The 11923-nt window shown below is 42.4% G+C and carries 12 protein-coding genes and 1 pseudogene; 6 read left to right on the top strand and 7 right to left on the bottom strand.

Features of this window, described 5'->3' with window-relative positions:
• A partial coding sequence (locus tag RDQ32_RS09650) for a M18 family aminopeptidase (RefSeq protein ID WP_308580263.1) occupies positions 1-1272 on the bottom strand: 1272 nt, incomplete at its 3' end.
• Positions 1273-1452: 180 nt separating this feature from the next.
• Entirely contained in the window at positions 1453-1995 is a 543-nt protein-coding gene (locus RDQ32_RS09645; protein WP_308580261.1) for a glutathione peroxidase, read from the bottom strand.
• A gap of 273 nt (positions 1996-2268) precedes the next feature.
• Here RDQ32_RS09645 and RDQ32_RS09640 point away from each other — a divergent pair, with 273 nt between their 5' ends.
• From RDQ32_RS09640 to RDQ32_RS09625, 4 genes are all read left to right on the top strand, one after another.
• A complete protein-coding gene (locus tag RDQ32_RS09640; protein ID WP_308580259.1) occupies positions 2269-2478 on the top strand; it encodes a DUF1858 domain-containing protein in 210 nt (69 codons plus the stop codon).
• Entirely contained in the window at positions 2478-3083 is a 606-nt protein-coding gene (locus RDQ32_RS09635; RefSeq protein WP_308580257.1) for a hypothetical protein, read from the top strand. Before RDQ32_RS09640 ends, RDQ32_RS09635 begins: the two co-directional genes overlap by 1 nt.
• Before the next feature lie 183 nt (positions 3084-3266).
• Entirely contained in the window at positions 3267-3842 is a 576-nt protein-coding gene (locus RDQ32_RS09630) for a hemerythrin domain-containing protein (RefSeq protein ID WP_308580255.1), read from the top strand.
• A 324-nt stretch (positions 3843-4166) separates the two neighbouring features.
• Complete coding sequence (locus RDQ32_RS09625; protein ID WP_304071861.1) at positions 4167-4340, top strand: hypothetical protein; 174 nt, start codon at positions 4167-4169, stop codon at positions 4338-4340.
• Here RDQ32_RS09625 and RDQ32_RS09620 read toward each other — a convergent pair.
• From RDQ32_RS09620 to RDQ32_RS09610, 3 genes and pseudogenes are all read right to left on the bottom strand, one after another.
• A pseudogene (locus RDQ32_RS09620) lies at positions 4341-4520 on the bottom strand (hypothetical protein); the annotation flags it as partial. It lies immediately after the preceding gene.
• A gap of 92 nt (positions 4521-4612) precedes the next feature.
• On the bottom strand, positions 4613-5344 hold the full coding sequence (locus RDQ32_RS09615) for a MerR family transcriptional regulator (protein WP_330700315.1): 732 nt from the start codon (positions 5342-5344) through the stop codon (positions 4613-4615).
• 320 nt (positions 5345-5664) lie between these two features.
• A complete protein-coding gene (locus RDQ32_RS09610) occupies positions 5665-6660 on the bottom strand; it encodes a Crp/Fnr family transcriptional regulator (RefSeq protein ID WP_308580251.1) in 996 nt (331 codons plus the stop codon).
• A 331-nt stretch (positions 6661-6991) separates the two neighbouring features.
• Here RDQ32_RS09610 and hcp point away from each other — a divergent pair, with 331 nt between their 5' ends.
• Complete coding sequence (gene hcp, locus RDQ32_RS09605) at positions 6992-8635, top strand: hydroxylamine reductase (RefSeq protein WP_308580250.1); 1644 nt, start codon at positions 6992-6994, stop codon at positions 8633-8635.
• A gap of 305 nt (positions 8636-8940) precedes the next feature.
• The gene (locus tag RDQ32_RS09600) at positions 8941-9330 is read left to right on the top strand and encodes a DUF488 domain-containing protein (RefSeq protein ID WP_183684390.1); all 390 of its coding nucleotides are present in this window, start codon (positions 8941-8943) and stop codon (positions 9328-9330) included.
• A 385-nt stretch (positions 9331-9715) separates the two neighbouring features.
• Here the strand turns inward: RDQ32_RS09600 and RDQ32_RS09595 are convergent, their stop codons facing one another.
• Entirely contained in the window at positions 9716-10390 is a 675-nt protein-coding gene (locus RDQ32_RS09595; protein WP_308580248.1) for a hypothetical protein, read from the bottom strand.
• A gap of 119 nt (positions 10391-10509) precedes the next feature.
• The gene (locus RDQ32_RS09590; RefSeq protein ID WP_308580246.1) at positions 10510-11616 is read right to left on the bottom strand and encodes a nitronate monooxygenase; all 1107 of its coding nucleotides are present in this window, start codon (positions 11614-11616) and stop codon (positions 10510-10512) included.
• Positions 11617-11923 lie beyond the last annotated feature (307 nt).

The raw sequence follows: 11923 nt of genomic DNA, 5'->3' as shown, positions 1-11923 counted from the left end.
CAGCTTAGCTACTTCCACCATATACTTGGTGTCCTTCACCCCTGCGGTTTCGAAGGGGGAGTGCATAGCCAGCTGGGCCAATCCGATGTCCACCGTGTTCAAGGCTACCTGGCTGTTGGAAATATTTCCAAGGGTAGAGCCTCCCAACATATCGGACCTGTTGGTGAAAATCTGGAAAGGAACCTTTGCCTTTTCGCAGAACTGCTTGAAAATGGCACCGGAAATTCCATCTGTGGTGTACTTCTGGTTGGCACTGTACTTAATGACAATTCCCTTATTGATGTAAGGACGGTTTGTGGGATCCGCCTTATCCGGCTGGTTGGGATGTACCGCATGAGCATTGTCCGCAGAAAGCAGGAAGCTGTTCTGCAAAGCCTGCAAATACTCGTCTTCGGTCTTTCCGAAGGCACGGATAATCCGCATTAACACATCCTTTAGGAAGGTGGAAGCCGCACCCTGCTTGGTACCGCTACCTACCTCTTCATTGTCATAGACACAATGAACCGCTACGCTTTGCTTGGGCTTAGCCGCAAGGATTCCCTGTAAGGAGGAAAATCCGCACTGCAAATCATCCAGTCTTCCGCTGCAAAGATATTCTTCCTTTGCGCCTAAGATGCAAGCCTTTTCCCTGTTGTAAAGGAAGAGGTCCGTATCCAAAATATCCTCCGGCTTAACCCCCAGTTCCTTTCCGATAAATTCCAGAAAGGCTCCCTTCTCCTGGAAGGAGGAAAATAAAGGCAACATATCCTTTTGGGCATTGAAGGCATAGCCGTCGTTGACTTCGCGATTCATGTGAATGGCAAGGTTCGGGATAATCATTAAGTCTCTATCCACATTTAAGAGCTTCGTCTCTACCCCTCCCTTTGTCTTGCAAATGACTCTTCCCGCCAAAGACAGCGGTCTGTCCAGCCAGGGGGAGCAAATCATTCCGCCATACTTCTCCACATTCAGCTTCAGATACTCCTTGTCAATCCCGATTTCCGCATTGGCCTTGATTTTGAAAACCGGAGAATCACTGTGGCTAGCCATCATCTGGAAGCCTTTGAAGTCCCCCTTGGGAAGGACAAAGGCAATTAAAGCAGATCCATTCCTTGTCACATAGTACTTTTCTCCTGCCTTCAGTTTCCAGGCCTCTCCCTCATAGAGAGCTTTAAAACCGCCCTTTTCCAAAGCCTGCTTCATATTTTCCACAGCAAAAAAGGCATTGGGACTTTGGTCCAAAAAGTCCATTAATTTACGGTTTATGCTTTGTTCTTCTTTGTCTATCGGCATATAGACTCCTTTCTAATCTTGCAAGAACAAGCTGTCACAATAAGCTATCGTGACGCCCGAAAGGCATTATACAGTAAAAGCCCGGACAATGAAATACTGTCCGAGCTTTTCTTTTATGCTATTTATGCAAAAGCATTTGTACTATGCTGTTTATTCTAAGCGATTTGCCAAACGAGAGCCTTACAGGGCTGCTTCCACAGCCTTTCTTACTTCAGCCATATCTACGGTAGGCTCAAAGCGGGCAAGTACATTCCCCTTTCTGTCCACCAGGAACTTGGTAAAGTTCCATTTAATCTCCGGATTCTTCTCATAGCCCGGATCAATCTTTGGAAGCATATCCCGAAGAAGATCTGCCATCTTGCCTTCTCCGAAGCCCTTAAAGCCCTGCTGCTCCTTTAAGAAACGGTAAAGAGGAATCTGGGTCTCTCCATTTACATCCACCTTCTTCATCTGAGGGAACCGGGTATTGTAATTTAAAGTACAGAACTCATGAATTTCTTCATCCGTTCCGGGAGTCTGTCCGGCAAACTGGTTGCAAGGAATATCCAGAATCTCCAGTCCCTTGTCGTGGAATGCCTCGTACATCTCCTCCAGTTCCTTGTACTGGGGAGTGAAACCGCAGCCTGTTGCTGTGTTTACTACCAGTACCACCTTTCCTTCGAAATCCTTTAAGTCCTTCTCTCCGCCCTTGGTATCCGCTACCTTGTAATCATAAAATCCCATACAAACTCCTTCCTATACTAACCCTACGTTCTATTTGAATCCCCTTCTATCTTCTGCTTTTTTTAAAAGATTTTTGGCAATTCAATTTTTTACAATCTTTATTGTAGTGAGGAGGAAAGTCTCTGTCAAGGGAAAGAAAATAAAAATTTGAGAAAGTAAGGTCTTGAAAAAACAGAAGCGAAAGTAAATGTTGCAATCGCAACAAACTTTATTTTTTATTTTTGTTATACTCTGCTCAGATTCGAAAATCAGCGTTTAGAGGAGGATAAAAAAATGGCAAAGATTAGCACTGATATGTTGGTAGGACAGATTGTAAATGAGTACCCTGAGTTAATTGATACTTTATTAGAGGCAGGAATGCATTGCCTTGGTTGCCCAAGCTCTCAGATGGAGTCTTTAGAGGACGCTTGCATGGTACATGGCTTAAATCCTGTTATTCTTGCAGCAGCATTAAATAAGAAGTTAGAAGAGGTAAATGCTTAATGAGTGCATTTTTAGGACCAATCCACTATTGGTTATACAATAAGATCCAGCTTCAGGAAGAATTGATCAAAGACATCGTATCTTACGGCGAAAAGGAGCAATGGAAGGCTTTTGCCGATGGAAGCTTGGCAGAAAAGACGGTAAATAAGGAGTTGCGTCCTTTAAATGAATTGATTGACGTAATGAATATTCACGGATGGTTACAGGAAAGAGTACAGGACGCAGAAGCTCGCTATGCTCTTTTGGTAACTACCCTCTTGGCAGAGGACGCTTCTCGTCTTTCTTCATTAGAGGAAATTGCTTTTCAGTTTGGGCAGAAGCATGCCTTAGAGGCAGATTCCGATGCCAGTGATGCCTACAGAAAGATTGATGATTCTCTCTTAAACGGTATGCCCTGCGATAGAGTCAATGTTTTGACAGAGCAGGATGTGGACAGAACCTCCTGGCAACAGGAAGAGGATATCCATGCCCCATTCTGGGAAGCCGTATCCGGAGATCCTAAGGTTTACTATCAGTTGAGAAGAAAGATTATGGAAGGTATGTTAAAGGGTACCAAGCTCCATATGGATTCTCCCGACGAAAACCATTACAGTATTTATAGATAAAAGCAGAAAAGGAAATGAATCGGCTTAACAGCCTTTAAGGATAGCACAGTGGCCTATATTCTTGGAGAGATTGTGTAATATCCTATATTCTATAGAAACTTTTATTGAGGGGTCATCACTTTGAAGAAACCCTTCTCCTATTACTGTCACAAAAATTTCAGAAAATACGAAAAGAGGAAGTTTATGAATCAAAGTGTAATTCTTATGGAAGAAGACCATGCCAACATCAATAGAGCTTTAGGCGTTGTCCGTAGCATTTGCCTGCAGCTGATGCAGGGAGGGGAAGTTCCCGATGAGGATTTCCGGGAAATTATCGAGTTTGTTCGGGAGTATGCGGATAAGCATCACCATGGGAAGGAAGAGAAATTCCTCTTCCCCGTGATGGTAAAGAAGTTGGGACCTGTAGGAGACAAGCTGGTAACTCACGGTATGCTGGTGGAGCATGATTTAGGAAGAGCGGATGTTTTATCATTAGAAACCGCCCTGAACGAGTATAAGAAGAATCCCCGTCTGGAGTTAAAGCTGGACATCTTGTCCTATGCTATGGCTTATGCTCACTTATTACAGCTTCATATCGAGAAGGAAAACAGTGTGGTATATCCCTTTGCGGAAAGAGGTCTAAGCGAAGAAGATTTCCAGGAAATCAATGAGAAGAGCCAGATTTTCGAGGATGAGCAAACTGCCAAGGGTGTGCAGAAGCATTACCTGGATATTTTGGAGAAGCTGGAGAAGAAGTATCCGGCAATTGTACAAGCATAAAATTTAAACAGATAAAAATAAGAGGCCAGAAAAATCAATTGCTTTTCCATGCAATATAGGTCTAAATTGGGGCACGCTCCCGCTAACCTCGCCCTGCAGGGGTACTAAACGAAAAACTTCATGCTATTCGTTTTTCGTAAGTACCCGCGGGCTCAGATTACCCCATTTTTAGACCTATATTGCTGAAAACCTGCTTAATAATCTTGATTTTTTATAGCTTCTTTTTTATTTCATCGAATATCACGTTCTTATGCTCTTTGTTTTGCATTTTCTTTTTCCTTTATCTATACTTGAAGAAACTATGCAAAAAGGGGGTTTATACAAATGGCACAAGATACCTTGAACATTCGCTTAAACGAAGCTCCAATTACCAGAGAAGGGGCAATGCAAGCATTTGCCGCTTTACGGACAGAGGCGAAAGCAAATGGTGTTTCTGATATGAGTACAGATGATATTAATCAAGAAATCGATCTCGCCAGGAGGGAGGCGAAGGCATGATTTGCTAAATTCCTTGCTTTCCGTAAAGATACTTTCAAAGACTGCTCCTTTTTCATAAATCCGTCTATCTCTCTTTTTTCTTTCTTCCTATTTCTGTTGACTGATGAGTTTTTTTCTTTTGTTTTGTAACTGCTTGATTTCTTCTTCTGCCATTAAAATCTTTTCTTCTATATTTTTCATTTTCCTTGTCCTTTCTTCTTGAGTTTGAACAATAAAAAACAGTAAACCTTTTTTGATTTACTGTTTCTTATAAATTGTTTCTTAGTTAACTTCTATCGTGCTTCACTAACATACTTTTGAATTGAGTCGCAAGCATATTCAGCTGTTCCAATTCCAAATCTATCTATATTACTTTTGAATTCAGGGTTTTCCTGATAACCATAACCAATACCTGAAAATGCTTCCATTGAACAATCAAAAGAGTACCGACAGATGTATTCATGTAAACTCTTTGCAAGTTCAACACTTTCTTTTGATGTTGCTTCAATTCCTTTTGCCATATTTTCTGCAAATGAAGTGAAGATTTGATTTAGATTTTCTGTAAATTCTACTTCTTTTCCTTTTAAATTTTCCATGGATTTTTCAATTATATCTTTTCCGTACTTATCAATTGCCATTTCTTCATATTTCTGATTGTCTTGATAAACAAATCCTCTAAACTTTTCTTTTATTGACATAGTAATTTTCCTTTCTTCATAATCAATAGTTTGTTGTAATGTTTCCATCAATGTTAAGAGTTTCTCTTTTTCCTTTTTCATTAAGCTTAACTGTTTTTTTAAGTGAGTTAGTAATTCAGTATTATCTTTTGCCATTAGTAATTTAATCTTTTTTAATGGAAATCCTAAATATTTGTAAAATAGTATTGTTTGCAAATATGCCAGATCTTCTTCTGTGTAATACCTGTATCCATTTTCTGATTTTTGGGGAGACAACAAACCAATCTCATCATAATGATGCAACATTCTTACCGACACACCACTAATCTCACTTGCTTTTTTTATCATGTACATGTACCTACCTCCTAACAATTGATACTCTAAACTATGACATTATGTTATAGTCAATACTTTTTTATTTTAGACTTATCCGTATTTAGAAAAATTTCACTACCTATTCCGCCCTACCTGTGATAGACTGAATGTGTAATTGTATAGGGTATTTTTATATATCGACAGCATGTGAACTGCTCTTGGCGATACAGAAATAAGGAACTGTGAAAGAGATTTTTCTCCTTCTACAGTTCCTTTTGTTTTATCTTTTTTTCTTTTTATCGGACCGTACAATAAGCTTCTGCCGGATCATTCCTCAAATCCTTTTCTTCCCTCTACTGCTTTAAAATAAAGGTATTCCGGTCAAAATCGATAATTCCTTCCTCCTTTAGCTGGGAAAGCTCTCTGGTCATGGCGGAACGGTTAGTGCATAAAAACTGTGCCATATCCGTACGGCTCAGTCCCAGTTCAATGTACTTGGATTTTTGTTTTTGTGCCTGTAAGGAAAGGTAGGCCAATATCTTCTCTCTAAGGCTGCTTCGAGAAGTCACCTCAATTTTTTCCATCAGCTGAATATTTTTCTTTCCAATCAAATCAAAAAGATTTTCAATCAGGCGGAAGTGGAAGGCGCAACGGTTTTTGCAGACATGAATAGCTTTTTGGAAGGAAATGAACAGTACCTCCGCCTTGCTGGCCGCCACAAAGCTGACATACTCTCCCGCAGCGGTATTATTGCCGAAGGTCTCTCCGAAGATTTCTCCCTCATTCATATAGGTAAGAAGGGTTTCATTTCCCCACACATCTGTCTTCAACATATGGATACTGCCTTGTAAGACTACTCCTACATGTTGCTCATTCTTTTCCTCCAAATGAACAATCTCCCCTTTCTTATAGGAGCGAACATAGCTTTTCATGCAGTACAGAAGGGCATTCAGGTTCTCCGTCTCCACCCCATTGAAAATTTCCAAATCTCTGTAGCGAAGGAGTTCATCCCCCTTTAAATGTTTCTTCTTTTCCTGTTCCCTGCTGTGCACGGAGGTAAAGGAGACTTCTCCCCTTTGCAATGCTTCTCTTTCCTTCCCACTAAGCACGGAAAAGTCCTTATCTCCTATCCCTTGATGCGTTCTTTTTTCCTCGCAATCCGGGCAGGTACAGCCCTCTCCATGATCTTCCTCGGAGCAGCCGCAAGAATGCTGATGGGAGTCGAACCCATATCCGCAAGTGCTTTCCTCAGTGCCTCCCGAGCAAGCGCAAGAATGCTCATGATAGCCTTCTCCATATTGACAGCTCTCCTCAGTACTATTCTTTTTTTCCTTTATTTCCTGACCCATTTTTCTTCTCTCCTGTTATTTCATTTATTTTCTTAAATTTTATCTATAATACTCTCTTTCAGATAGTTTGCACTAGCGAAAATAAAACAAAGCCCTATTCCATTTCATGTTCCCTTATTCGTGATTCTTCTCTATTGGACTCCGATTTTCCATTCATCCTCTATGCATTTTCCCCTATAGCTTATATAAAAAATACTTAAATTTTTAAATATTGTATTTTATATATACAGAGTTTATCAGCATTTTGTTGCCTCTGCAACACTTTTTTCTCATTTCCTAGGTATGATAAGCAAAGTAATGAGTCTAGGAATTTTTCTTCAGGAGGAAAAAAATGGAAAATAAGATGTTTTGTTATCAGTGTCAGGAAACCGCAAACTGTTCCGGCTGTACCGTATCCGGTGTTTGCGGAAAGAAGCCGGAAGTAGCTGCTATGCAGGATCTTTTGGTTTATGCCACCAAGGGATTATCCGCTGTGGCTAAGCAGTTAAGAGCTGAGGGAAAGGAAGTTTCTCAGGAATTAAACCACAGAGTAACTATGAACCTTTTCATCACTATTACCAATGCAAACTTTGATAACGATGCTATCGTGGAAAATATCAAGGAAACCTTCGCTATGAGAGATGCTGTAAGAGCTACTCTTTCCGATAGCTCCAAGCTTCCTAAGGCAGCAACTGTAGAAGTGGCAGAAAAGGATTATCCCGTTTTTGCACAGAGCATCGGTTTTTTAGCTACTGAAAATGAAGATATCCGCTCTTTAAGAGAGTTAATCACCTACGGATTAAAGGGTCTTGCCGCTTACTCCAAGCATGCAAACGCTCTTTTAAAGGATGATGCCAATGTAGATGCTTTCATCCAGAAGGCTCTTGCCGCTACTTTAGATGACAGCCTTTCCGTAGACGATTTGGTAGCCCTTACCTTAGAGACCGGTAAGGCCGGCGTAGAGGGTATGGCTCTTCTTGACGGAGCAAATACTTCCGCTTACGGAAATCCTGAAATCACTACCGTAAATATCGGTGTTCGTAACAATCCCGGAATTCTGGTTTCCGGACATGACCTTAAGGATCTGGAAATGCTCCTTGACCAGACAGAAGGCACCGGCGTAGATGTTTACACCCACTCCGAGATGCTTCCTGCCCACTACTATCCATTCTTTAAGAAGTATAAGCACTTCGCAGGAAACTACGGAAATGCTTGGTGGAAGCAGAAGGAAGAGTTCGAGCCATTTAACGGACCAATCCTCATGACCACAAACTGTATCGTTCCTCCAAAGGACAGCTATAAGGACAGACTTTGGACTACCGGTGCTGCAGGTTATCCCGGATGCAAGCACATCGGAGGAAAGTACGGCGAAATCAAGGACTTCTCTGCCATCATTGAACAGGCTAAGTCCTGCCCCGCTCCAACAGAAATCGAGACCGGAACCATCGTAGGCGGATTTGCTCATGAGCAGGTATTTGCCCTTGCGGATAAGGTAGTAGAGGCTGTAAAGTCCGGCGCTATCAAGAAGTTCGTGGTTATGGCAGGTTGTGACGGAAGACAGAAGAAGAGAGATTACTACACAGAGTTTGCCAAGGCACTTCCAAAGGATGCTGTAATCTTAACTGCAGGATGTGCAAAGTATAAGTACAACAAGCTGGATCTTGGCGATATCGGCGGAATTCCAAGAGTTTTGGATGCCGGACAGTGTAACGACTCCTACTCCTTAGCCTTAATCGCCTTAAAGCTGAAGGAAGTATTCGGCTTAGACGACGTAAACAAGTTACCATTGGCATACAACATTGCTTGGTACGAGCAGAAGGCTGTTATCGTTCTTCTTGCCCTTCTCTACTTAGGAGTAAAGAATATTCACCTTGGACCAACTCTTCCCGCCTTCCTTTCTCCCAATGTAGCAAAGGTTCTTGTAGAGAACTTCGGTATTGCCGGAATCGGAACCGTAGAAGATGACATGAAGATTTTCTTCCCGGAAACAGCATAAACGAGATGTCGTATGCCTTGCCGGCGATAGCCTTTAAGAATATAGAAGCTAGCGTACACACCACTCGCGATAGGTATTAAGAATAAACAAAGTAACATTTGCTTTGCAAACGATACTCATTAAGAATCAAGGAAAGCCGCCCCTATGGGGCGGTTAATCCGATATAAGAAATCGTTTTATTTTCGGAAGCTGAACAAGTTCCAGTCAAAACATCATTTGCCCAAAATCTTATCTTCTGGGAAGCACCGGAAAAATCTCTTGCAAAAGAGAAAATCTTCAACACGCAGTAGAAAGAGAGCTATACAATGTATTCTATTCAATGTAAACGAATTTATGAAGAAAAAACAGATAAGGATGGATTTCGTATCCTGACGGATAGACTTTGGCCACGAGGCATCACAAAGGAACGTGCCGCTTTGGATAACTGGGCGAAGGAGATGAGCCCTTCTACTTTTCTTCGCAAAACTTTCAATCATAAAGAGGAGAATTTCCCCTTATTTGAGAAAAAGTATTGGGAAGAGCTGGAGAAGAATCCTGAGAAGGAGCAATTTATTGCTTTGGTTAGAGAGCATCTTGCTCATGAAAATGTTACCCTTCTCTATGCTACTAAAGAAGAGCGTTTTAACCAGGCCGTCGTTATGGAGGGCTGGCTGAAGGAGAAGCTTTCGGAAGAAGCAAAGGAGCATTCCGCTTAATGCGCTTTGATGCAGTATAGTCTATATTCGGGGAACGCTCTCACTAAGCTTGCCTGCGTAATGAAAGGCTGTACCTATTTAAGAAATAAGTTCCGATGCGGTATAGGCATGAAATCGGGTACGCTCTCGCTAACTTCGCCCCTGCGGAGGGAAGGACCCGGAAAAATTAAAGGTATACGCTCAGATGCAGTATAGACATGAAATCGGGCACGCTCTCGCTAACTTCGCCTTCGTAGCAGTACTAACTTCAAGCTTCGCTTTGCTCGCTTTCAGTAAGTACCGGCGGGCTCAGATTGCCCTCTTACAGACCTATATTACATCTGTCGCTTCTATTTTACAATTTCTATAGTCCTTCGCTTCGCCGAGGCTCAGTAATTTCTGCTTTTTATTCTGTTTCCATCTCTCCCGTATTCATTTCTTCCATGTTCATCTTTGCCATATCCATTCCTTCTGCTTCCAGGCCTTTCTTTTTCTCGAAGGACTCTTGGATAGCATCTTTCATGGCGTCCATACCATTGTCTCCCTGCTCTTCCTTTTCTTCTCCTCGAATGGATTTCTTCTTTTTGTCCTCTTCAACTGTTTTTTGCAGGCTTCTCATGGCTATGGCCATGACATAGGCTTTAGGATTTTTTTCCTTTAAAAATTCCAGATCTTTCGGACTTACAGCCTTTCCGGAGCCGTACAAAAGAGCAATGCGGAAAGCATCAGTCTCATCCTTAAAGGCCTTGGATGCCTCCTCTCCGGATTTTTTCGCATTCTCAAGCTCTTCCAACCGGGATGCCCATTCCTGCTGAAAGTCCTTCTGCTTATTGATATCCTTTACATCCTTTTCCATATCCTTTAAAAGGTCGGAAAGGACGTCAGCAAGGTCGTTGTCTTCTTCCTGCCCCTTTGCTTTTTGAGAAAATGCTTCATACTCCGCACTGAGCTGAATACTGTCTTTCCGTACCGAAGAGCCTTCCTTGGCTTTGGCTTCGGTTTTTTCGTTCTTCGAAACTGACTTGTTCCCGGTATGTAGCTTTGAGATTCCTCTTCCTCCGGGGAATGCTTTAATCTCCATTTTGCCTCCTTTGCATAGATTTCTTAGTATTCTATTCGACAAAGGCCGGCAGAAAAATTATCCTTTTCTATCCTTTTCCGCTAAAAGCTCGTTTTTTCCTTTTAATTAAATGAAAGAGTTTAAAAGCTGTATACTTCCTCCCTTTGGAACAAATGAAGAAGCCGGTCGTCATCCTCTCGAGGGAACAGCTCATCAACGACTTCCTTCACAGAAACAATGTCCCGTAGCTTTTCCACATTTGCCCCGGAGAAAAAGAGACCTTCCTCCACATTTCCCTCCACTGCGGAAATGAGGGCATGGGTAATACAATACTTCACCGTTCCCGGGTCACAGCCGTGTATGCAACGGGAGCAATGCTTGGGGGCAATCCTTCCGCTAAGGCCGAGCTTCTCCAGCATGGGGCTCTTTACTGCCCTTCCCGGCATACCCACCGGACTATGGATGATTTCCAGGTCATTTTCCTTCTTGGAAATGAGGTACTTTTTATAGGCAGTGCTGGCATCACATTCCTTGGTACCGATAAAGCGGGTGGCCATCTGTACACCGTAAGCTCCCGCCTCCTGCATCCGCACAATGTCTTCTCTACTCCAAATGCCTCCTGCTGCAAAGAGGGGAATTTTCCGTCCGAACTCTTCTTCGAAAACCTGCAATACAGAAAGCACCTCCGGAATCAATTCCTCCAAGGGCTTAGCTGTAGCTTCTTCCACCTCTGCCGCCTTAAAGCCCAAATGCCCCCCTGCCAAAGGGCCTTCCAGCACCACAAAATCTGCAGTTCTTTGGTATTTTTGACTCCAGGTCTTAAGCAAAACCTTGGTAGCTCTTCCGCTGGAAACAATAGGCGCAATCAAAGCCGTTCCTTCCGGTACAATCTCCGGTAGACTTAAGGGCAGTCCAGCCCCGGAAATCACCGCGTCAATTCCCTCTTCCACAGCAACTTTTATGGCATCCTCCCATTGTCTTGTAGCAACCATGGCGTTGATGGCGATCATTCCTTTTCCTTCGCTAAGCAGCTTCGCTCTTTGGATTTCCTTTCGCAAAGCGCGAAGATTGGCTTCCTCAGGAAAACGGCGAAAGTCCTCTTCCCGATAGCCGCAGTCTGCTGTACTGATGCAGCCCATAGCTCCTGTTTTTGCCACTGCCCCCGCTAAGCCGGAAAGGGAAACTCCTACCCCCATTCCCCCCTGAATCAAGGGAATTTCTAAACCTCTATTTTTTAACTGATCCATTTTTCCGCGTCCTTTCTGCTGATGGAGAAGGAATACTCTTCTTCATGTATCAATATTTTTAATTATATTTCTTTAATAGCTTAAATCATCTGACAAACCCCGTCAAGTAGTTTACGAAACTACATTCGAAGTTCTTTCTTGAATTTTTCTTAAGATACAGCTGTTTAGACGCGGATTTCTCGGGTTTTCCTCCATTATCGATTAAAATAGACAGCAAAAAAGAGGGGGTAAAAAATCAATATAAAGAAATATATTTTCGGCAATATAGGTCTGAATTCGGGGTAGTCTGAGCCCGTCGGTACTTGCG

It is taken from the genome of uncultured Oribacterium sp. (assembly GCF_902481605.1).
Classification (GTDB): domain Bacteria; phylum Bacillota; class Clostridia; order Lachnospirales; family Lachnospiraceae; genus Oribacterium; species Oribacterium sinus.
Note: the sequence above shows the minus strand (reverse complement) of the source record. Positions and strands in the feature narration are given on the sequence as shown.